The sequence below is a fragment of the Paenibacillus sp. J22P165 genome (assembly GCF_059692015.1).
Window position 1 is genome coordinate 125,921 of record NZ_JCAUAP010000002.1, and the last position, 23,697, is coordinate 149,617.

General features: G+C 42.9%; 14 protein-coding genes. 2 read left to right on the forward strand and 12 right to left on the reverse strand.

What is annotated here, in order from left to right; genetic code table 11:
- Positions 1–10: 10 nt before the first annotated feature.
- From AC58QM_RS04680 to AC58QM_RS04690, 3 genes are read right to left on the reverse strand one after another with little or no spacing between them, the layout of a single operon-like run.
- On the reverse strand, positions 11–1,219 hold the full coding sequence (locus AC58QM_RS04680; RefSeq protein ID WP_497281828.1) for a type II secretion system F family protein: 1,209 nt from the start codon (positions 1,217–1,219) through the stop codon (positions 11–13).
- Positions 1,219–2,271 (reverse strand): type IV pilus twitching motility protein PilT, encoded by a 1,053-nt coding sequence (locus AC58QM_RS04685; RefSeq protein WP_497281829.1) that lies wholly within the window; start codon positions 2,269–2,271, stop codon positions 1,219–1,221. Before AC58QM_RS04685 ends, AC58QM_RS04680 begins: the two co-directional genes overlap by 1 nt.
- A 20-nt stretch (positions 2,272–2,291) precedes the next feature.
- On the reverse strand, positions 2,292–3,956 hold the full coding sequence (locus tag AC58QM_RS04690) for a GspE/PulE family protein (RefSeq protein ID WP_497281830.1): 1,665 nt from the start codon (positions 3,954–3,956) through the stop codon (positions 2,292–2,294).
- Between the two features lie 316 nt (positions 3,957–4,272).
- On the opposite strand from AC58QM_RS04690, the gene AC58QM_RS04695 reads away from it, so the two are divergent.
- Entirely contained in the window at positions 4,273–8,871 is a 4,599-nt protein-coding gene (locus AC58QM_RS04695) for an Ig-like domain-containing protein (RefSeq protein WP_497281832.1), read from the forward strand.
- A gap of 72 nt (positions 8,872–8,943) precedes the next feature.
- Here the strand turns inward: AC58QM_RS04695 and AC58QM_RS04700 are convergent, their stop codons facing one another.
- The 9 genes from AC58QM_RS04700 to metH all read right to left on the reverse strand — a co-directional run bounded on the left by AC58QM_RS04700 (position 8,944) and on the right by metH (position 22,923).
- Positions 8,944–10,761, reverse strand: coding sequence for a hypothetical protein (locus tag AC58QM_RS04700; protein ID WP_497281834.1), 1,818 nt, complete (start codon positions 10,759–10,761; stop codon positions 8,944–8,946).
- Between the two features lie 11 nt (positions 10,762–10,772).
- Entirely contained in the window at positions 10,773–11,309 is a 537-nt protein-coding gene (locus AC58QM_RS04705) for a PulJ/GspJ family protein (protein ID WP_497281836.1), read from the reverse strand.
- Positions 11,293–11,832, reverse strand: a complete 540-nt coding sequence (locus AC58QM_RS04710; protein WP_497281838.1) for a prepilin-type N-terminal cleavage/methylation domain-containing protein — start codon at positions 11,830–11,832, stop codon at positions 11,293–11,295. The genes AC58QM_RS04705 and AC58QM_RS04710 overlap by 17 nt, the downstream gene beginning before the upstream one ends.
- Before the next feature lie 187 nt (positions 11,833–12,019).
- Positions 12,020–13,015, reverse strand: a complete 996-nt coding sequence (locus AC58QM_RS04715) for a metal-dependent hydrolase (RefSeq protein WP_497281840.1) — start codon at positions 13,013–13,015, stop codon at positions 12,020–12,022.
- A 17-nt stretch (positions 13,016–13,032) separates the two neighbouring features.
- Positions 13,033–13,953, reverse strand: a complete 921-nt coding sequence (locus AC58QM_RS04720) for a lysophospholipid acyltransferase family protein (protein ID WP_497281842.1) — start codon at positions 13,951–13,953, stop codon at positions 13,033–13,035.
- 17 nt (positions 13,954–13,970) lie between these two features.
- The gene (locus AC58QM_RS04725; protein ID WP_497281844.1) at positions 13,971–14,744 is read right to left on the reverse strand and encodes a GNAT family N-acetyltransferase; all 774 of its coding nucleotides are present in this window, start codon (positions 14,742–14,744) and stop codon (positions 13,971–13,973) included.
- A 147-nt stretch (positions 14,745–14,891) separates the two neighbouring features.
- Positions 14,892–18,146, reverse strand: coding sequence for a discoidin domain-containing protein (locus AC58QM_RS04730; protein ID WP_497281845.1), 3,255 nt, complete (start codon positions 18,144–18,146; stop codon positions 14,892–14,894).
- 304 nt (positions 18,147–18,450) lie between these two features.
- A complete protein-coding gene (gene rnz / locus AC58QM_RS04735) occupies positions 18,451–19,380 on the reverse strand; it encodes a ribonuclease Z (protein ID WP_497281847.1) in 930 nt (309 codons plus the stop codon).
- Positions 19,381–19,485: 105 nt separating this feature from the next.
- Positions 19,486–22,923 carry a methionine synthase gene (gene metH / locus AC58QM_RS04740; RefSeq protein WP_497281848.1) on the reverse strand — a complete coding sequence of 1,146 codons (3,438 nt, stop codon included), beginning with the start codon at positions 22,921–22,923 and terminating at the stop codon, positions 19,486–19,488.
- Positions 22,924–23,137: 214 nt separating this feature from the next.
- Between metH and AC58QM_RS04745 the strand changes: the two genes are divergently transcribed.
- Complete coding sequence (locus AC58QM_RS04745) at positions 23,138–23,677, forward strand: 1,2-dihydroxy-3-keto-5-methylthiopentene dioxygenase (protein WP_497281849.1); 540 nt, start codon at positions 23,138–23,140, stop codon at positions 23,675–23,677.
- The last annotated feature ends 20 nt before the right edge of the window (positions 23,678–23,697 follow it).

Genomic DNA, 23,697 nt, shown 5'->3' on the forward strand with positions numbered 1-23,697 from the left:
CATATTTTATCTAGCTTAAATTCGAATACATACTGAACATCGGCAGCATAATCGCTGCTACGATTCCGCCTACCAAACCTGCCAAAACAACTAACAACAATGGCTCTAATAATGATTTCAAGCGATCTACCGTATTCTCAACGTCCATTTCATAGAAATCTGCAATCTTTTCGAGCATTTGATCCAAAGAGCCTGTCTCTTCTCCAATTGCAATCATTTGAGTGACCAGAGGTGGAAACACCCATGCTTGCTTGAGTGGTTCAGATAGTGGATTCCCTTGGCGCAACGACTCGGCTGATTTGCGAATAAAACCACCAATCACCTTGTTGTCTACCACCTCTTCAACGATAGCTAACGACTGTAGCACAGGGACAGCACTCGCATACAGCGAAGCTAAGGTTCGGGTCATCACCGCTACAGACCCTTTCTGCTTCAACTTCCCAAAAACCGGGACTTTCAGCTTCAGGTAATCAATCGCATAAGCTCCTCTAACGTTCCGCTTCGCAACCTGATAAATAACAACAATGGCTATAATTGCGATTAACCACATCAGCCACTGGTTCTGAATGCTGTTACTCAGCGACAACACAATACGTGTAATCAGTGGTAACTCAGCGTGCAAGGACTCGAACGTACTCACAAACTGTGGCACGACTGACTTCAAGAGATAGATAACGGCAACAATGGATAAACCGCCGACTGTAGCTGGATACGTCATCGCTGATTTAATTTTCTCTCGTGTTACGTGCTCTTTCTCGAAGAATTTGGCTAAACGATCTAGCGTCCCATCCAAATCCCCTGTCTCCTCACCTGCTCGCACCATGTTGATAAACATGGAAGGGAAAATCCTTTTGTGCTCCGAAATCGATTGGGAGAATGAAACTCCCTTCGATATACTTGAAGCCACATCAATTAAAGCCTTTTTTAGTGCTTTACTTTCGGTTTGAGCCGCCAAAATACTCGTAGCCTCAACGATATTCACTCCCGCTCGGATCAACGTGGCAAATTGGCGGCAATAGACGATAAAATGAATCGTTTTGACGGGATTTCCGATATAAATCTCCGTCTTTAATGCTTTAAATTGCTCTTCTTTTACGGAGAGAACGATGTAGCCTTTTTTACGAAGCTCATCAACGGCTGCAGGCTTATCAGAAGCCGTAATTTTACCTTTATGCTGCTTACCGCTATGACCTCTTACTTCGTACACATACTCGGACATTACAAGACACCACCTTCAGCAAGATACGCTCTTGCTGCGATCGGATCTATGAGCCCTTGTTGCATTTGTTCTTTAATTGCCATCTCTAACGTATGCATTCCTTGATTTTTACCCGTTTGCATGACGCTCTTAATCTGATGAATTTTCTCCGAACGAATCAAGTTTCCTACAGCAGGCGTATTGATCATAATTTCCGTAGCACAAGAACGTCCCTGACCACCTGGCTTTGGAAATAGTCGTTGCGAAATGACAGCAACCAGAACAGCAGCTAACTGAACGCGGATTTGCCCTTGCTGATGAGCTGGGAACGCATCAATAATACGGTCAATAGTTTGTGGGGCATCCGAGGTATGTAAGGTTGCAAAAACCAGATGCCCTGTCTCAGCTGCTGTAACCGCTGCGGCAATGGTTTCGAGATCTCGCATTTCTCCTACCAAAATAACATCTGGATCTTGACGTAGCGCAGCTCGCAAGCCATTCGAAAATGATTTGGTATCACTTCCGACTTCCCTTTGATCAATAATCGATGAGGCGTGCGTATGAAGAAACTCGATAGGATCTTCGAGCGTGACAATGTGCTTTTTCTCTTTACGATTGATGTAATTAATCATGGCCGCTAACGTTGAAGATTTCCCGCTTCCTGTGGGTCCTGTTACGAGCACCAAGCCTTGTGGTTTTAAAGCCAATGTAGAAATAATGGAAGGCAGCTGCAGCTGTTCAAGAGATGGTATCGCAGTGGGAATCGTACGAATCGCGACACTTACTCGTCCTCTTTGGCGATAGGCATTGATCCGAAATCTCGAACAACCTTCTAACTCGTAAGAAAAGTCAATCTCACCCGCTTCTTGAAATCGCTCAATTTGTGCAGCACTTAATAACGACTCTGCCATCGACCGCGTCTCATCCGCCGTTAAAGCCGTTTGTTCGAGCAGTTGTAATGTGCCATGCACACGTATCACTGGCGGAGACCCAACGGATAAATGCAAGTCCGATGCTTTTGACTCATGAGCTTGCTTCAGTAAATCCAACATAGATATTAACGAATTAGACATGAAGACCACCTCCCTTCTCTTTAATAAGCGACAGTCTCACGAATAACTTCTTGCAAAGTTGTGATTCCGATTTTCACTTTCTCTATGCCATCATCCATCAATTGAATCAAGCCATGTTCTTGAGCTATTGCTCTCATTTCCTGAACTGTTGCTTTATGACTAATTAATTGACGGAGTTCTTCGTTGATCACGAGAATTTCATGAATGGCGAATCGACCTCGATATCCTGTTCGGTTACAGTTGCCGCAACCAGCACCTTTGTGCAATTTATCCGCATAGATGCCTTTATTTTTCATGAAAATAGCTTCTTGTTCCGTCGGTACATAAGCTACTTTGCACTCTGAACAAATTCTTCGAACTAAACGCTGCGCGACAACTCCTATCAAGGAGGAAGCAATTAAATACGGTTCAATTCCCATATCTCTGAAACGTGTAATCGTACTTACGGAATCATTCGTATGTAGGGTGGATAGTACCAAATGACCTGTCAATGAAGCTCGAATGGCGATTTCTGCTGTTTCTGAATCGCGTATCTCTCCGACCATCACAATATTCGGATCTTGCCGAAGGATCGAACGCAGCCCTGCTGCGAAGCTTAAACCAATGGTCGGATTCACATGCACCTGGTTAATGCCTTGCAATTGATATTCAACCGGATCTTCAATCGTAATAATGTTGGCATTTTCTCGATTCAAGTGGCTAAGCGCAGAATACAGCGTTGTCGTCTTTCCACTTCCGGTTGGTCCCGTAATTAGCAAGATACCGTAGGGCTGCTCAATCATTTCTCTGAAAACACCCATGTTACGCTCACCAAAACCAAGCTGGTCAATTGGTTTAACACCTGTGGACAGATCTAGTAATCGCAATACAATTTTCTCACCGTGAATGGTTGGTAATGAGGAAACACGAATATCTACATGTTTAAAATCCACTTGCATTTTAATGCGACCATCCTGAGGTAATCTTCGTTCGGCGATGTTCAGCTTGGCCATAATCTTCAACCTTGCGGTAATAAAGCCTTGCATTTGCTTAGGAATAACCCGTTCCGTTCGTAGGTGTCCATCCACCCGATAGCGGATCATAAGGCTTGTCTCACCTGGATCCACATGAATATCAGATACTTTCAGTTGCACGGCTTGCTGAATCATCTGATTCACGAGCCTAACGATAGGAGAATCCTCATCGGTGATTTCCGTTTCTTTGATATCTTCCGTTGAGGGCATATCCGTCAACATTTGACTCATCGAATCTTGGAGACCATAATGTCGCGCAATTGCTCGCTGCAACTCATCTCTGCTCGTGATTGCCGGTTCAATGCGATAGCCTGTACTCATCCGCATTTCTTCAATTGCAAAATAATCAAGCGGGTCAGCCATCGCGACCATGAGCTTTCCACCATCTTTAGTTAGTGGAATTGCTTGGTAACGCCTAGCCATGCTTTCTGGAATGATTTTTGTAATCTCAGGGTCAATCTGATATTTGAACAAGCTCACATGTGGGATACCAAGTTGAAATTCAAGAACTTCAATTAATTGTTGCTCGGTGATATAGCCTTGCGTGATCAGCAAGTCACCTAGTTTTTGTTTCGTTTTCCGCTGTTCTTGAAGTGCTTCTTGGAGTTGAGCCTCCGAAATAATTCCACTATCGACTAGCAAATCACCTAATCTTTTCCTAAGTAGTGCCATACCCATTCAGCTCCATCCCTGGTTAACGAGGTAAATAGAGTTGTCATTTACCCAAACAAAATAGGTCTATATACCTATAATTCGATTGCAAGACTCATTATACAACATCGAAGTCACATAGTGAATATGTTTTTCAGTGTTTTCCTGAAATTTTTCCCGAAAATCGACAAATAAATAGGTAATTAAACTCATAAAACAAATAAATTTACAAAAAAATTCGATATTACGTGCACAAACTGTATATTTTTCATTGTCAAAAGTAGTAAAATAGTCTCATATAGTTCTACTCGCATTAAATTAAAGAGGAGATGATCGATTGAGGACCATACATAAGAGAATAAGTCTCATACTAATTGCTGCTTTACTCGCTTCGATGTTCAGTTTGTATCAAGGGCCGTTTACACATGAAGCAGTTGCGGCTACGGGAGATTCGGTTACGGTTGCTTTTCAAGCTTCTAATAACAAGTTTGTTTCGGTGGATACGAGTGATACCTCTAAACTTAAGGGCAGTCAAACTAATCCTTGGTTTAGTGAATTATTCGATGTCATCGAACAAGGAGATAGAAAAGTTAAACTGAAATCAAGAACGAATGCTAGGTATGTTAGAGTTATTACCCTTGACAACAACAGTACGAAAGTTCTTTCAGCAAATGCGTCGTCTCCATCTGATGCAGAACTATTTACGATGTCGAATTACGATAATTCTTTCACCTCATTTAAATCGACTACAACAAATAAATTCGTCAGATACGAAGCAAATAGTTCCTATTTAATACCTGACCAAGATACCGTGAATGAGAATGCCAAATTCAAAGTCACCTACTTCGACCTCACCAAGCCGTTAAAGGTTCTTGAAATCAAAGATTTAGAAAAAATTTCAAGCAACGACGCGAATTCCGTTATTTCCGATCTATCTTCTGTGCTTGGCACGAACCCCAGCTTTCAACTTGAAACGATGAGTATCAAGAAGTTCGTTGCCCTTCGCGATGAGTTGGATGGGAAATATGATGCCATTTATTTTGGCAAAAGTTTGTTCAATCCCACTTCCGAAAAAGGTAATAATCATAATACGCGTTACGAAGAAAATGACATTACAACATTGAAGGCGACTGAAATCACCGAAAAATACATAAATAAGGGTCTCCCCGTTATCGTTTACAGTGATTCCTCAAGTAATTCCAAACAAAATCGAGGAGCCCTTTATCAAGGCTATTTGGATTCCAGTGGCAATTGGATCAGCAATCGCGGAAAGCTCTATAACTTATTTAATCCATATAATACAACACCAAAAAGTAACGTTATTTTCGTTAACAATTCCGATTTATCTTCTTTCAGTACCTTCATTACTAAAACCAATCTGCTCGTGAACGCAAATGTTAGACCTCAGCTCAATTTAACAGTCAAGCCAACCGATTACACAGTAAGCACAAATAGAAATGCAACATATACAGCAGGCGACACCTTAACTTATACATTTGATGTCTCCAATGTACGTAATCTCGCACAACGTAATCTTGTAGCAAATCTGTATTTGGGTACCGACAGTGTCTTAAGATTCAGTGCAGCGAACATCGTTCAAACCGTACCTGTTACTGCATTAACGAACAACACCATTAGCTTTACACTTCCTAAAGGTTATTCAGGCTTGTACTACTGGCGGCTAGAGCTTGTAGATCAGACAAGCACAGGCAGACTGAAGGATACAGCTTCTGGCGTTTTCCGCTACAAGGACCAAAAACCAACGATTAATGTACTGCAAGTGTTACCGAACTCACAATCTACAGCTTTAACAAGCAGCTTACTTAAAAGTACGAACATGGACCAAACGTACTTGCACTCCAGTGATTATGATATTAATCTTACCGTGACAGATTTCAACACCTTCAATTCAACGATCCACAGTACACTAAACAGCAAATACGATATGGTCATATTCGGATTCAATGATTCCTATAATGGAACGGGCGATATTTCTAACACCGCTGCTGAGGCTGTTAAATCCTTCATTGCTACGAAGCAAGGGGTCATGTTCACACATGATACGGTTTATCAAGGAAATCAGACATGGATTAACTATTTCCAAGCAGCTACTGGTCAAATTGGTCCGATGACGAACATGGGGCTCAATGCACCTAATACGTCTACATCTACTGTCAAAGTAAATGAAGGGCTACTTACACAATTCCCTTTCTTTATTAGTGATTTGCCTACTGCTGTAGCAACCACACATGATCAATATTTCCGACTTAATTTGGATGATCCAACTGTCATTCCTTGGTACAACATTAAAGGGGACCCTCGCGATATCGAGGACAGTTGGAACCATTACTATACTTACTCCAAAGGGAACGTTACTTACTCAGGAACAGGACATAACTTCGTAAATACAACAACAAATAGCTCCTTCCCAGTTTGGGAACAGAAGCTGTTCGTCAACACGATGTATCGGGCATTTATTGGTTCCAACCATAAGCCTACATTGGACATTTTATCACCAGCCGCTTTCAACAATAACTCCAAAAACTATATCTCAGCGAATAGCGATATTTCCGTCAGCTTCAAGCCTGATGATTTGGATTTAGATGATAAGATAGTCACTTCTACAGTAACTTTTACTTACCAAAATGCGAATGGGTCAACGCAAGTTGATACGGTTCTCTCCAACTTAGAAAAACCCAAAGGAGAAACAGTCACACGAACTTATCCGAATCCATTGGCTAATCGAGGTGGAGACCTGACAATTACGGTTTCTACCGTAGATCCAAGTGGTGCAAAAGAAACAAAAAGTGTGTTAGTCAAAGTTATTACCTCAACGGGCTTGAATCCAACTCGTACCCTATCAAGTGCTCGTGTCGAGAAAAACACACCAGTTACGATTCAGTACGCCATAACACCAATTGCAATGGATTACAATACCGCCATCAATGTGGGCGATCTTACCATTAAAAGGATCCATTTCAAAGAAAAGCTACCAGCAAATTTAGAAATCATTGACATGCCAGCAGGATTTTCTAAATCCGGCACTGTAGCCACAGGGTATACAATTGAAGGAAACTTACCAGACATTCCTTATAAACAAGTCGGAACCAAATTCATAGGGGATAATAGTTTCTTTTCGATTCACGTACAGCCGCTATACAACGGCGATTACTCTTTAACCAATGCGACTTTGAGCTTTAAGGATTACAGTACTGCAACTGAGCAAACGATTCTTTTTACAGATCGTTTACTGACGGCTTTCACGAAATTAACAAGTCTAGCCTTAGATGGCGTAACAATCGCGAAGGACGACAAGACAAAGTTAATTCCAAAATATCAACCCGATGATGCTACATTTGTTAGAGATACGGATTTCACGTGGTCATCAGACGCACCATCTATTGTAAGCGTCGATGATACTGGCGTCGTAACTGGTATCCAAGCCGGTGTTGCCAATGTCACAGCGACTTCAAAAGATGGAAGTGGATTAGTTGCCACAGCCCAAGTAACAGTCATTATACCTGGCTTAAATATTACAGGTCCTTCTGTGGTGAACGTCAATCAGCCCATTGAATTAAAATCGGTACTTGTAACAGCCAATGAAAAAATTAATACAATTTACTGGCAATCATCGAATGATGCCATTGCAAAATTCAGTGAAAATACGAATACCCTGATCAACGGCGTCCTTTGGGGGAAATCACCTGGACAAGTCGTTGTCCACCTCACGATCACAACGGACAAAGGAAAGACTTATAATCAAACGTATGGCGTAACCGTCTTGGCTCCACTCACATCCTTAGATCTTGATGGCGGGACGAGTTATGAGGTTGGTGACTTATCCACCTTACACGCCTACTATCAGCCTGGTTATGCTACAAATCCATCCTTGGACTGGCATTCATCGAATTCAAATGTGATTGAAATCTTGCAGACAAGCACGAATGCAAGCTCAAATGAAGGACTTGCAACCATCAAAGCTAAGGCAGCTGGAGAAGCAACGATTACCGTAAGCTCTCGTGATGGAAGTAATTTATCCGACCAAATAACGATCACCGTGCTTGATCCGGCTATTACGATTAATACCCCTGTACAAATCAACGTAGAGGATACGCCTGTAACGTTACAGGTATCCACAAATTTCATTCACCAGGTTCCCATTAAGAGCACTTGGAGATTAGATGATGTTAATCAGTCTATTGTTGTGTTTACAGGAAACGACATTCTTACAAGATCCATAACTGGCGCTAAAGTAGGTACTGTAACAGGGACAGTTACGATCGAAACAAATGAGGGTAAACAGTATTCGGCGAACTTTCGAGTAACTGTGGAGAACCCTGTTAAATCCGTTTCGATTAGACGCCAAGTTAATGGCGAACCCGATGAGACTGATAACTCACACAGCACAATTTCCGTGGACAAAGGCTCATCTGTTAATTTGACTGCCTTAATTCAACGGACAGATGCTGTTCACACCGGCTTTAAATGGTTCATCATCAAAGAAGCTGGTTCCACTGGCTCCGCGACATTAAATACAGACAGCGCCCAGAACGTTACTCTTACGGGTGATACTAAAGGAAGCATTAAAGTAAGAGTCCTCGTTGGCGGTAAAGAAGATATTAGAAACGTAACGATCGATCAAGCATTAACCAACATCAAATTACCTGACGGCCCGATTCGTTTAGTCCTAAATACGGATAAAAACACCTTCGACATCTGGTCTCAAACTGTGGTTACGCCAACGAAATGGCGCGACGAGCTCAAAGGTCGATTAGAATGGATTATCGATGACCCCACTATCGTTTCGTTGCGTGACGGTGTTGTTACGGGGACTAAAGCAGGTACAACGAATGTTACCCTTAGATATATCGATGACCATCAGGTATTCGGTACGGTTCGTGTTATTGTTCAAAAGCAGTTTGATAATCGCTATTAATACCGATTTCGCCACACAGAAAAGGCTATACCGAGGAATTCTCGGTATAGCCTTTTTTATCATCGATTAGTTCTAGTGTGTTTGAACTTTTTTGCTTGTTTTCAGGTTTATTCCTCTTACTCGCGGAAGGCCCACATTTTGATTTGTGAAAATATCCTTTTTGTAATCAATGATAAAGCGCGAAAATTTTTGATCGTTCGTTTGCCCTAAAGCAACAATTTTAGAGTTTATATCTGGCTCGGTATTTCCTCTTAAAGCATTAATCGTTAGATCTCCCCTCGCAAAGAATCCGCCTTTTATCCAAAACACTGAGCCTACTCCATACAACTCAGCGTCATCCTCTGTATAAAAGAAAGCATCTAGCCTAGTAATATCATCACTTGTACTCGGATATCCAGAAGAAGGAAGAGGTTTAAACGAATTCACACGAGTAATTAATATTTTACCCTTTGACATGAGCAACAACTCTTTATTGTTAAGACCTTTAATACTCGCATCACTAATTTCCACACCAGTCGCAATTTTCGATGGAACAACACCTGCTTTACTATCCGAAGAAGTCGCTTGATAATTACTAAGCGAAAATATCGTAGCATCAATGTCAACGTTCCCTTGAATATTCACATTCCCTGTAACAAGAATATTCCCTCTGATTTTTATTGGCGAATTGTCTGCTGTTGGCTCGATGTTTAAGTCACCATCAATAATGAACCAATTGCTATTACAATAGGTTTCTAAACAAGGAGCAGCATTTGATAAATGACCTGTTCGGCTCCCCTTCGCATCAGGGGTATATAAAAGTTGCGAAAATGTTCCCCCAATGCCCATATTAAAATTACCTTTGTAGAGCACAGTGATTCCGCCTAGCTGAAACTTATTTATTGTATTATTAAATATTTGGAGTTTACTTATATATTCGTTAGCATCCTCCTCGCTTGCATTTAGCGGCAAATTAGGCAGCTTCTGAGTTTCAGGTAAACTCTCTTCAATAAACGTTATCAAATTAGGGATACTTGCATAATACTTATTTTTTACAATCGTCCGCAAAGCACTATCTCCATGCAGAGCCTCCGTTACTTTATCAATAAATGATTCATCCATATTTAACTGAACAAAGCTTTCCTTTGACTTAAATTGCACATTATCTTTCTCCGTGCTCAGTACAACAGGAATTGTTGTTACACCCGAGTCCGAAGTATGACTTATAGACACATAATTGTTAGTGCAATCTATTGCTCCATTCTTCCCATCACAATAGGTAAATTTATCAAAGGATTGTACAAAGGCTCTTCCATCTAAAACCGGAAACTTTGTTGATTCACTTTTTTCATCCGGGTCGTTATAGAGATAGTTAGCTTCATTTTTAATTTTCAGTTTATCACCCGCGTACAAATCACCATTCAGAAAATAAGGTGAACCATTTAGGATGAGATTCCCTTCCGAACCCGCTGCATAATTTAACATATCCGGATAGGTATTAATGGTTATTTGCTGTTCAAGCTTCCTTTTCACACCGTTCACGGTAGCTGTAGCTTCAACGAGGACGACAGGCGGGTTACCGCTGACACTTGCATTAATCACAGGTTTCTCTTGATATTCCGTCTCCACAATATTCCGATTAATTTTAGGAAGAATTTCATCTCTAATTTGATACGATATCGCATCTGGACTAACATCCTGACCATCTAAATTAGCCTTAAGAATAGCCACCGCTTCATTCAACGCTTTTTCAGCAAGATGTAAACTTTGCACATCTCTTTGCTTTGTTTCCGTTCTTACAGCCCCTCCTAAACTTGCACTAAGAACAGCCATACCCAGTATTGTAAATACAATAATCATAAAAAGAACGATTAACAGCGCCGCTCCTTGTTCATCTTTCCAACGGTTCACGAGTTCCCCTCCTAGAATCCAAATCGACTCTCCGTCGTAATTTGATGTAGTTGTTGCTTCTGGTCACTCTGTTGAAGTACAAGAACAATTTTGATCAGTCCATCCGTACACGAGGTAGCGGTACCGCAATCCAATTCAATTTTGGAACCCGTCAACAAGTGTGACTTCAAATCTGCGATAGCCCCTATGCCCTCTGCATCAGTATCATTCTTGATAAAGAGTGTCCCATTTTTAATATTAATTTGTTTATTAGGCACGGTTCCTGTAACGAATGCTCCCTTACGTTCTAACGTTAAGCCATTTTCATTCACAATGCTTCGAACTGAGGTAGGTCCATACGTGTATAACTCTGACATGATGGTCGACATAAGAATGTCAGCCTCATCACGTAAGGAATTCTCTACAGTCACCTTGTTGTAGGCTGTAAACCCAAAAGTAATCACACCATAAATAGACCCCATAACCAGAGACAATATCGTTAAAGTAGCAATAAGCTCAACCAAGGTCATTCCCTGATCATTTTTGATATATCTAGCGAATCTGCTCATTGATGACATATCCCTCCACGAATGCTTGATTTCTCCGATTGGGATCTGACCCTGACTTAACGTTAACGCGTATCGGAATCAAATATTTATCAACATTTTCTTGCCCCTTTTTCAAATCATTCTGATAAGTAATGGTAATTTCATAATCACGTCCATTAATATTCGGTGACAAAATGTTCTGAATGCCAGAAAAGTTAATTAGATAGTCCCTTTTTTCACCTTGCGAACAATGTAACGCACCGTCGTATGAGCAACCTGAAAACGTAATAACGGGATTCCCATCTTCCACTTCGTCCACATTCGCAAAATAATTCTTCACATCATTAAAGCGCTGCTTTTCCATATAAAATAAAGCGTTACGCGCCAAATTAACCATCACCGTTTTATTCTGATTCCCTTTGTTATACGACATGGCGTTGATGAAAAAGGTCATCATAGCTAGGGAAGCCACCGACAGAATGACAGTTGCAGCTAACACTTCAATAAGTGTGAAACCCTCATCTCGCGCTTTTCGTTTATTCATCTCTATCGGACTCCCATTTCTCTTATGATCGAATTACCACAACTATATACCTAGGACTATTGTACCATATTTTCAACATAAACAGCATGTTTCCTCCTTATAAAATGACAAAACGGGCACTCTTCGTATGTCCAGACCACAGTAAAAAGCCCCACTCCACTATGGAGTGAGACTTAATCAACTTATTTTACACGTAAGGGGGATCCCATGCCTTTTTGTCCATCCCGATCCGATCACTCACCACATTCATATTATCATCCAGCTGTACGTCCACTCCGAAGGAAAATTTCCGTTTGTACCAGAAGCGCATATCTCGCCATTGCACTTCATAACCGCCGTTCTTCACGTTCCAACATACATATATATTCTGAGCATAATGCAGAAAAGATCGGACCCCTTCTGTTCCCATGGTTGCTTTCACGATTGGATGAGAGCCCTCCGAATTGTAATTCTTGCGGCTGTATTGTTCTAGGACAATCACCTTACCAGAACGAATTTCCCCTAGATAAAAACTAGTCTCACTTTCATAAATAAACTGCCAGTAAAACCAACTTAAACTAGGCACCAGACGACAGACTCCTGTAGTTAGCTTTAACTCCTTCTCTACGAGCTTCATCAAGGCTTTCCGCTGAGAGGCTTGCGTGCCAATATACAATATCGTAGCCGCAAAAATCAGCGCATACATTTCACCAATGTGACTGCCTGCCTCTCCTCGCCAAACGACAAACCACATAATCGCGCCTGCCGCGTGAAGAATAAATAGGAATGGATCATAGAGACAAAGTGTATCCAGATGAATCCACTTTTTCGTAAAAGGCCGCAAGCACTGAACACCATAGACATTCAACGCATCTAGACCAACATGACAGACTACAGCAAGAAATGTCCACAGGTATAAGCTAAAATAATGATCCCATACACCAAACACCGCGGCGAGCGGCAAGCTTATGAATAGCGGCCATATGAATAACGCCGGCAAAGAATGCGTCACACCGCGATGGTTGCGTACATAGCTGGCATATCCTCGCAAACGGGCTACCGTATCGAAATCCGGCGCATAGGACCCTATCAATGTCCCCGCTAGTATAGCCTGAACCAGCGTAGGCTCTTGTACAACCCCTGGCGCCAAACAGGCAAGTCCTGCAAGACTTACCCCAAACAATAAGTGGCTAGCTGAATCCATATTGAACCCCTCCATCCTTATGCTCTTACTTGCTGATGCGCGTTCTCCCATCTCTCATGGGCGTTAAACCAATAAAACCAAGAAGCCGGCTGTTCACGAATAACCCGTTCGATAAAGTTATTTAGAATAAGATTGGTATCTGCTCTAGCAGATCGCGAAGCTCGTGCTGAATGGGATTGTAGGTTTAAAGGGGGGCCAACGATAAGTTGATGCTTAAAATTCCGCTTTCTGTAACCGTAAAAAGGAATAATCGGTACTTGCTGCTCAAGTGCTAACATCGCAGCTCCTTCAGGTGTTCGGGTAACTCTACCGAATAATTTCGATAAAGGAAATGAAGATCTCCAGAAATCACCTAGAAGGAAGACGACTCCACCAGACAGCACATGATTTTTCAAGGTCCGATACAACTCAAGAGGCGGAACACGATCGTAATCCAAGCCTTTACATCCTAATTCAGCGAATTTCATGTACAAAGGCAACAATTCCGGACTGCCAGCCGAAGCCACCGTAAGACAATCGTACCTTTTCGAGAAATACCAATAATAACTGAAGAAATTACCTACATGCGGCGCATATATGATAAAACCTTTTTCTTTGGCCAATTGCTGCGCTTCATGCAAATACTCTTCACCTTGCAGTTCAAAATTCTTCTCTTGCATGCGATCAGATAAAAGCAATATTTCACATAGCGAGTAAACAACATTCCGCACATACCGTCTTCTTAGAGACCTTAGCTTACGTTTGGAAATCGGGGATAAGAGATCAGCCAGATTATGTTCCACACGCTTTAGGAACCCGTTGCGCGATACTACACACAATAATGCAGCTAACACAGCACATAGGCATGACATTAACCACAATGGAAAAATGGGTAACACGCGCGCCAAACGGCTTTGTCTACCATTATCCAAAGTTAGTTTGGCAATCCATTCGTACAAGGTAAGCCCTCCTCAACTCAATCTGCAGGCAAAAAGTGTCGTTTGTACCGACTCGTTATTTTATCTTTTTGAAAAACAATGAAAAAATCAACCGTTCCAAATAACTCATCGTAGGCGGGATCCCCACCGATTTCTGCCCCCAGCCACTGATAGCCTTTCATTAATGGAGGCAGTTTCCGAAACATTTCCTTTTCTTTACCAGCAAGATCAATTTGAGCTAAACCAGAGATTCGATGCGTCTCAAGTGGCTTGACCCCATAACGGTCCGTCAATACTTCCTTTTTGTGAAGCAGTGTGTAAATTTCATTCAATTCCTCTACCGTTGGGATGTGCACACTGGCACAACCGATTAAATGTGTATATGGACTATTGTTTATATAACCTGCAATCCCTTCCCAAAGCATACCAATCGCTCTTCCGCCGCGATGCTCAGGAGCAATACAGCTGCGACCTAACTCTAAGGACTGCCTTTTTAAACTACTGTAACTATCCAAATCAAATTCGGTCTCTGAATAAAAGCCGATCGCATTCAAGGCTCGATCACCTGGAAGAAGACGATACGTACCTATCACCTGATCTGACTCTAGTTCTTTGACAATGAGGTGATCGCAATATTCATCGTAGGCATCCATTTCCAACCCACTCTCATTGCGCAGACGCAAATTCTTCTCTTCCTCCACGAAAATCTGATAACGCAATCGCATCGCTTGTTCGATTTCTTGTGAATTACTAGCTAGCTTCATCATCAGTTTCGCAGGTTGCGGCGCCAATTGTAGAGGTACTCCACTCATTTCGTCCTCACGCCCTTCACTAGAGTTTTATAACTCTAGATTAACAGAGCAATATTTCCGATTTATTTGCTTGTTGTGAAGAATTTGTAAGGTTGAGCACAAAAAAAAGAACGCAATCGCTTAATAGCGAATTGCGCCCTAAACACGTTAATTCATGAATTGCAAATAAATGAGTAAACGCTTCAGCATGACTGCCGCTTGCGCTCGTGTTGCAAAGGCATTGGGATTTAGCTGTGTTTCCGTAACACCTTGGATCAAGCCTCGTTGTAAAGTGAACGCCATTGCATTCCTTGCCCAAGTATCAATGGCATGTTGATCTATAAATGGATTCAGAATCGTATCTTGCGCATAACTTTCTTGCTGATCACCTGTGATTTGAACCGTACGATTAATCATAGCCGCCATTTGCTCACGTGTTACTTGCTGAAGAGGTCGAAAAGTCCCATCATCGTATCCCTCGATTAGGCCTGCGCTTGCTGCTGTATTTACCATTTGTGCATACCAATCTGTCTCGTGGATATCCTTGAATTGCGAGGGTCCCGCTGCCGAATTGTTGCCACGCATACCCAAAGCCCGAATGAGCAATGTGGCAAACTCAGCCCGAGAAATTTCCTTTTCAGGCGCGAAGTTTCGTTCATCAACCCCCGTAATGATATTCTTAGAGGCTAATTTTTCAACGTCTTCTTTAGCCCAGTGTGCGCCCATATCCTCAAACTGCTTATTTTTTTGGATGATGGTGTACAACCCGCCATACTGGTCCTTAATAATCATATTCCATGCATTACCCCCACCTGTTAGGAGGGACGGTACGAAAGCCATCTTGCCTGATTCAGCATCAAGTCGAACTGCTGTCACATTAGGGGTGTACGAAGCTCCTGGAAGCTTGATGGATCTCTCGACATGGATGTTTTCATAATTAGGTATCGAAACACCGCCTGCTTGAATTTCAAATTCAATCGGATTGGTAACTTGCAAAATCGCTTGCTCTGAGGCTGCTTGCTCCCTCAGCTTTTCCGCAAGGTGACCTGCTTCATGTCGGATGAGAACGGCGAATAACCCATTCGTTCTATTGGCATCACTGACATGATTTTTGAAAAGCATCAGCGGAATTGTAAACTGTATAGCGTTCATATCCAGTTGGAGACTTGCATTCGCTCCTGTCTCCTGTAATCCACTCAACAAGTTGGATGAGAATTCTACTATAGTTGTGTCATTATCATCTTGAATTTTCATCGATAGGATAGAGACCGAACCATTATTTATTGCGCTGATCGCATCATTCAGTTCAACTTCATCAACTCGGATTCTGGACAGCATACTGCCGTCAGGTGCCGATTCACGCACTCGCTCACTCGTAAGAAGTACCGTCGAAGAAGCTATCACCTTCGGGCCTCCAGCTAATGTGTAAGCTGCGCTTGGCCCAGATGATGACCAATTATTCGCCAAATCTCCCGCTTCCACTTTAAAGTTCATCGGTGTGCCTAGCGTCAATCCCGACAATTCGGTCGTTAGCTCGCTTCCGCTCACAGTTGTTACCAACTCAGCGTCCTTATACACCCGATAAGAAGTAACGCCAACATTATCCGTAGCTGCAGTCCAGGTTAAAGTAACCGCAGATACCGAACTCGGTGTAACGGTAATTGTAGAGCCGTAGTTCCAAGTTGGAGCTACTAGATCCTTCAGTGCTACTGTGACATACACCGTTGTAGAGATGCCGCTATATGTTGCCGTAATAATGGCACTCCCTGCACTTATAGCTGTCAGATAGCCGCCGCTGCTAATTGTGACGACTGATGAATTTGAACTTGTGAAGCTCGTATTCGCAGTTACTTCTGTTGCATGATATTGCGAATCATACGCATGAATAGTTATATACTGGGTGTCGTTTACGTCTAAGAAAAGGGAGCTTTCGTCAGCATCAATCCGGCTCACGGCAGCTGTAACTTGTATGCTCGCCGATGCTGTAAAATTCCCATAATACGCGGTAATCGTCGATGTGCCCGGCGAAATACCTGTCACTACCCCACTGGCATTCACACTTGCTACTGATTGATTTGAGCTCGCAAACGTTAGTCCACTTGTCAGTGTTTGCGTGCTGCTATCATATTTATATCCCGTCACATAAAGAGCTCGTGTCGCACCAGTTTGAAGCGAATACGTATAGGAGTCTAAAGCTATGCGATTCAAGTTTGGCACTAGGGAAGCTACCGTAATGGTTGCTGAAGTCGTTCTGCCGTTATAGGTAACCGTCAAAGTTGTAGAACCCGCAGCCACTCCAGTTATTACCCCACTTGCATTGACCGTTGCGACAGCCGTATTAGCCATTCTGTAGGTGGCACCGGATTGAATACTCGTCGTTTGTCCATTAGCATAGACGGCTGTCAAGTAACTAGCTGTCGTCTCACTAGGCTGCAGTTGATACCCCTCTTCATCTAAATAAACTCTTGTTGGTGTCTGTGTATTAGGAAGGTTGGTTGATCCGCCATCTGGCCCATAGATTTGAAACTCGGCGACACTGGCATAACCCCCTGAAGCTGCTCGTGTTGTTGTTAGCCTAAAATAACGTGCCGTAACATTCCCTTCGTCCACATATCGCGGCTCAGCCGCATGTGTATTTCCAGTCCGATCCGTAAAGGTATACCAACTCAGACCATCGATAGAGAAATCAATTTTGTACCCATACACATCTTGCGAATTTGTATACGTCGTCTCAAACCGCTGTACTTGATTCAACTGCCCGAGATCCACGACAAGCCATTGTGGCAAGTTAGGGCTGCTTGGTGCCCAGCTCGATAACAATTGACCATCTACAGCCTTATCAGAGCCCCATGAACCTGAAAAACTAGTAAACGCTGCCGTAGTCTTATTTTGTGAAAGAAGCGCTAGTGCATCATTCGATGAATAAACACGAAAATCATACACACTGGCTTGATCTCCTGGCGAACCAACGCCTAGCACTTGTAATCGAACGAATCTCGCAGTACTATCCCCGCTGTCCGAATAAAAGGGAAAGTTTATGGATGAATTTGAGGATCGATCAGCAAAAACATGCCAATTGATGCCATCGATTGAGGTTTCAATTTTGTAAGCATAAGAACTATTAACATGTTCAAATACAGTTTCAACCCGTGATACATGCACATTTTGCGCAAGATCTACGGTTAACCATTGCGGGAGTTGCGCGTTACTTGCCATCCATTTCGTATGAATAAATCCGTCAACTGCTTGACTTGCGCTGTATGTAGCTCCTGTAACCGTTGATGCAACAGTAGATTTACCTTGAGAAACCGGAATCTCAGAGGCATATGCATCTTTGGATAGACATACTAATCCAAATAAAGCGCATAGAAAAAAGAAAACCGTGATAGGGTATACAGTCCATCTGTAAACCGGATACGTCATGTCCACCCCCATTTTTAAAGCGTTTACACTTATTTTATCAGAAGCCTTAGCACTACGTATAGGGCTTCCGAGCTAATTATTTAATTATTCTGAATCTTTGTAAGACTTCCTAATTTCCTTTATCATGATGAAAAAGATCGAGGATATAAAGATAGAAAGCAGCACTTCACCAAGTGTAATTGCCATACCTTCACCTCAATTTCCATCGGTTTTGTTTAGTGTATGAGGCTACCTCACAAAATTGACGAAAGAACACAAAAATAAGCTTCCTCCGCATGTTACCATCGGAAGAAGCTTATTTATTTTAACCTTTGCGTGGTACGTCAAAGCTCCAGAAATCTTTCGCCAAGTGACTGTTGGCGTGAATTTGCTGCGCTTCATGGAGCAGCACTTGGATGCTTTCTCCTTGATAGCGAGAGCTAAGATGCGTCATAATCAACGCATTGGCTCCAGCCTCCTGAGCCGTCCTTGCCGCGTCGGTGGAAGTCGCATGATCAAAGGCATACGCAAGCTCTTGCTTATCCATCGCGAACGTCGCTTCATGTACAAGCACATCAGCGCCGCGGGCTAACCTTTTGGCACCTTCACAATAGCGAGTATCCCCTAGAATAACAACGATGCGACCAGGAACTGGTGCACCTAAGAAATCTTGCCCATGGATCATTCGACCATCTTCCAGCTTCACGGAATGACCTAGCTTTAATTGACCATAGAGCGGACCTGCGGGTACACCAAGCTCTTGCAACTTCTCGCTCAGCAACTTGCCAGGTTGATCTTTCTCTACAATTCGAAAACCGAAACATTCAATGCGATGCTCTAAGCGCGCAGTTTCCACAAGAAAGCTTTCATCTTCGAAAATAACGCCTTCCTCATCAAGTTCAACAAGATGAAGTGTATACGTTAGATGGGCACCGCTGACCTCTAGCGCTGTCTCCACAAATTTCTTGAGCCCACGTGGCCCATAGAGCGTCAAGGGCGTATCGCCTCCTAGATAGGAGCGACTCGTCAACAACCCGGGAAGTCCGTACAAGTGATCGCCATGCAAATGCGTGATGAACAGTTTCTCTGTACGCCCAAGTTTCACAGGAGAGTTCAATATCTGCTGCTGCGTACCTTCCCCGCAATCAACTAGCCAGTATGTTCCCCTCTCGTCCAATAAATTCAAGGCGATTGAGGTTACATTCCGCTGCTTGGAGGGCATCCCTGCCCCCGTTCCAAGAAAATACAAATCCACAAGCCAAACCCCATTCTGTTTCAATATCACATCGGTGGTAAAACCGAAAGCGAGGATACCGCGGAACCTGAACAGTTCACACTGGCTGCCTCGCTCTCTACCTACTTATCCTACGTTAAAGTAACGTGCTTCTTTATGTGCAAAAACAATCGCGGATACAGAAGCTTCCGGCTCCATCATGAACGACTCCGTCAGCTCAACGCCGATATCCTCTGGCTTCAACAAATTAAACAGCTTCGCCTGATCATCGAGATTAGGGCATGCTGGGTAACCGAATGAGAAGCGTTGACCGATATATTTGGCCCCGAATCTTTCTTGCATCGTCATGTCCACGCGATCTGCAATCCCAACGACATCACGCATAATGTGATGAACGCGCTCAGCAAAACCTTCTGCTACTTCTAAAGCTGTCGCTTGCAAAGCATGAGATTTCAAATAATCCCCTTTATCGCGCCATTCCTTAGCCAACTCATTAATATCATGGCCAGCTGTCACGAGTAAGAAACCTACGTAATCCATTTCGCCGCTTTCAACGGATTTCAAATAATCGGCCAAACATAAGTACGGCTCCTTGTCTTGTCGAGGGAATGTAAATGTCTCGAGTACCTTGCTTGTATCTGACGGATCATAAATGATGACATCATTCCCATTGGACTGTGCTGGGAAGAAGCGATACATACCATGAGCCTTAATAATACCATTATGCTGGGCAGCATGGAGAATCGAGTCAACTGTGTCTTTCAACTGCATCGCTTTCGTATCTTTATCACTCAACAACTGCTCGACTTTCCCCTTCAAACCAAGGTGATGACCTAACAGCATTTGCATATTCACATAAGGCATCAAATGGCTGATAGGATAGTCACGCAAGATATGACGATCCGTATCCTGCGGTACTTGAACAGGCAGATCTTTGGAGACAGCTGATGAACTCACGCGTGTAAGCTGCGGCAGCTTCTCTTCTTTTTTCCCCGTATCCATCACATCGGATTCCAAGCTATCACGAAGTTCTTGAATCAACCGTTTGCGCTGCTCAGGATCACTCAACTTGTTCGCAATATCCAGACCATCCATCGCATCTTTCGCATATAGAACTACACCCTCATATTCCGGTTGAATACGAGTCTTGGTGAATTTCCGAGTCAGCGCAGCTCCACCAACGAGAATCGGTACATCCACACCTGCAGTCCGCAAATCCTGCGCAGTAATTACCATTTGTTGTGCGGATTTAACTAGCAAGCCAGATAGCCCGATCGCATCTGCTTGCTCTTTCCGATAAGCTTCAATAATTTGTTCCGGCGGTACTTTAATCCCTAAGTTAATAATCTTGTATCCGTTATTGGACAGGATAATCTCAACGAGATTTTTCCCGATATCATGAACGTCCCCTTTGACAGTTGCCAAAATAATTTTACCCTTCACGGCAGTCTCGGATTTCTCCATGAATGCTTCCAGGTAATTAACGGACGCTTTCATGACCTCAGCGCTTTGAAGCACCTCTGCTACGATAAGTTCGTTACCATTGAAGAGACGCCCTACTTCCTCCATTCCCTTCATAAGTGGCCCATTAATGACCTCTAGTGGGGAATAGGTTTGAAGTGCGATTTCTAAGTCAGGTATTAACCCTTCCTTTGTTCCTTCAACAACATAAGACCCCAGTCTCTCTTCCAGGGATAGATTGGAAATCTTCTCCTTCTTTTCGACTTTTTTCTCACGGAAGTGGGCGACAAAATTCGCCAAAGTCTCATCAGTCGTATTATAAATGAGTTCTTCTGCTAGTTGACGCTCTGTATCCGGAATCGACGCATACCGCTCTAGTTTCTCCGTATTTACGATCGCATAATCAAGTCCAGCTTTCGTACAGTGGTACAGGTAAACCGAGTTCAGAACTTCACGACCCGCATCCGGTAAACCGAATGAGATATTACTTAGTCCTAGAATCGTTTTGGCAAGCGGATATTTCTCTTTAATCAGCTTAATCCCTTCAATTGTTTCAACGGCAGAACCAATGTACTGCGGGTCTCCTGAACCAACAGGGAACATGTTCGGATCAAAAATAATATCTTCCGGATTCATCCCATACTTGCCAGTAAGAAGTTCATAAGAACGTGTTGCCACTTCGATTTTCGCTTGACGCGATACCGCTTGGCCACGCTCGTCAATCAAAATACATACGACAGATGCTCCGTAACGATGAATCAATGGTAAAATTCCTTCGAATTTCGTTTCTCCATCTTCTAAGTTAATCGAGTTGATAATCGCTTTACCTTGAGAATATTTGAGTCCAAGCTCAATAATGTGATCATACGTCGAGTCAATCATTAATGGCACTTTGACCTTTTTGACAACCTCTTGCATGAACTCCTCTACCGCGTAAGCTTCGTCAATATCTGTATCTTGTAGATTAATATCGATGACATGTGCGCCGTTTTTCACTTGGTTCCGAGCAATTTCAGAGCCCTCTTCAAATTTACCCTCTTTGATCAGACGCTTAAACTTTCTGGATCCGGAAATATTCGTCCGCTCACCAACCATGATAGGACGGTTCTCTGGCTCAATATAGACAGTCTCAATACCGGAAATCGCAGGTGGATGCGAGCCATATTCTGATCTTGGCTTGTAATTGGCTAACGTTTCAGCCATCGCACGAATGTGCTCAGGCGTCGTTCCGCAACAGCCGCCGGCAATATTGATCCAGCCTTGCTCTGCAAATCCAGCCATCTTCTTCGCTAAAGATTCTGGTGATTCGTGGTAGTGACCATTCTCATCCGGCAAACCTGCATTTGGATAGCAGCTGATCGCTGTATCAGCAATACCAGAGAGTGTACGGATGTGATCTCTCATGAATTCTGGTCCTGTTGCACAGTTCAAACCCATCGATATCGGCTTCAAATGCTCGAGTGAAATATAGAAGGATTCAATATTTTGTCCAGCAAGCGTTGTTCCCATTGGCTCAATCGTTCCGGAAATCATAATGGGCAGCTCTACACCTAAGGTTTCAAATGCTCTGCGAATCCCAATACTTCCTGCTTTCACGTTGAGTGTATCTTGGGAAGTCTCTAGCAGCATCGCATCTACGCCTGCCTCAATGAGTGCAAGTGCCTGCTCGTAGTAGCTTTCTTCCAGTTGCTCGAAAGTCACACCACCCGTTACGGATAAGGTTTTGGTTGTCGGACCCATTGCCCCCACAACGTATCTCGGCCATTCTGGTGTCGAATATTTCTCAGCAGCCGCAATCGCCAATTTGGCAGCGGCGATATTCAACTCCCGATGACGATCTTGCAAGTCATACTCCGCCAAAACGACACTCGTCGTTCCGAACGTATTCGTTTCTATCATATCAGCGCCAGCGGCGAAATAAGCTTCATGAATTTTTTGAATGACATCTGGGCGTGTCACACACAGGATTTCATTACATCCATCTAAGTCATCACTTCCGAAATCATCAGCCGTCAAATTCTCCTGCTGGATCATCGTACCCATGGCACCATCTAGGATCATAATCTTTTTCTTTAGTTGTTCTTGAATCGGTGGTTTCTTCATGACTAGACTCCCTTTCAACTTTTCCTAAACCGTAATAAAAAAAACGACAAATTATGTTAAGATTTAGTGTAACAGAATACGGCCTTTATGAAAAGATTTTGAATTATCATAAATTCCTATGGGTTTTATCGGAAATATTCATTTCCTTCCATCGACAGTTACCATGATTTCCACTATAATATGTATATATTTATTCTAGAAAGAGGGATGTAGCGTGGCACAAATTAGAATTCGTAATACGAATGAACGCATCGAAGGCGAAAATGAAGTTAAAGCCTTCTTGGATAGTCAAGAAGTTGTCTATGAACACTGGGACGCAAACAAGCTTCCTGTCGCACTGCGCGAGAAATTCACCCTAAGTGAGGAAGAAAAAGCAGAAATCATTTCCACGTATGAACCAGAAATCAAAGATCTAGCCGCTAGACGCGGTTATGAAATTTGGGACGTTATTTCCCTTTCTGATGTAACGCCGAATATCGAAGAGCTTCTGAAGAAGTTCGAGCAAGTGCATACGCACACAGAAGATGAGATTCGTGCCATCGTGTCAGGTAAAGGAATTTTCATTATCAAATCCGAAGAACACGGCTATTTCGATGTTGAACTTGAGCCAGGAGATGTCATCTCCGTTCCAGAGAACACGAACCACTTCTTCACTTTGATGGATAACCGTGAGATTGTTGCTGTTCGCCTTTTCATCGAAAAAGATGGCTGGGTCGCTTACAATGTTGATGATCCACAATTCAGTAAAGCTTAATCTTATATTCGTAAAAAATA

Coding starts and splice junctions, on each gene's coding strand:
- metH (WP_497281848.1), bottom strand. CDS start 22,923: ATGAAGAAACCACCGATTCAAGAACAACTAAAGAAAAAGATTATGATC.
- AC58QM_RS04725 (WP_497281844.1), bottom strand. CDS start 14,744: ATGAGTGGAGTACCTCTACAATTGGCGCCGCAACCTGCGAAACTGATG.
- AC58QM_RS04705 (WP_497281836.1), bottom strand. CDS start 11,309: ATGAGCAGATTCGCTAGATATATCAAAAATGATCAGGGAATGACCTTG.
- AC58QM_RS04715 (WP_497281840.1), bottom strand. CDS start 13,015: ATGGATTCAGCTAGCCACTTATTGTTTGGGGTAAGTCTTGCAGGACTT.
- AC58QM_RS04730 (WP_497281845.1), bottom strand. CDS start 18,146: ATGACGTATCCGGTTTACAGATGGACTGTATACCCTATCACGGTTTTC.
- AC58QM_RS04680 (WP_497281828.1), bottom strand. CDS start 1,219: ATGTCCGAGTATGTGTACGAAGTAAGAGGTCATAGCGGTAAGCAGCAT.
- AC58QM_RS04710 (WP_497281838.1), bottom strand. CDS start 11,832: ATGAATAAACGAAAAGCGCGAGATGAGGGTTTCACACTTATTGAAGTG.
- AC58QM_RS04685 (WP_497281829.1), bottom strand. CDS start 2,271: ATGTCTAATTCGTTAATATCTATGTTGGATTTACTGAAGCAAGCTCAT.
- AC58QM_RS04690 (WP_497281830.1), bottom strand. CDS start 3,956: ATGGCACTACTTAGGAAAAGATTAGGTGATTTGCTAGTCGATAGTGGA.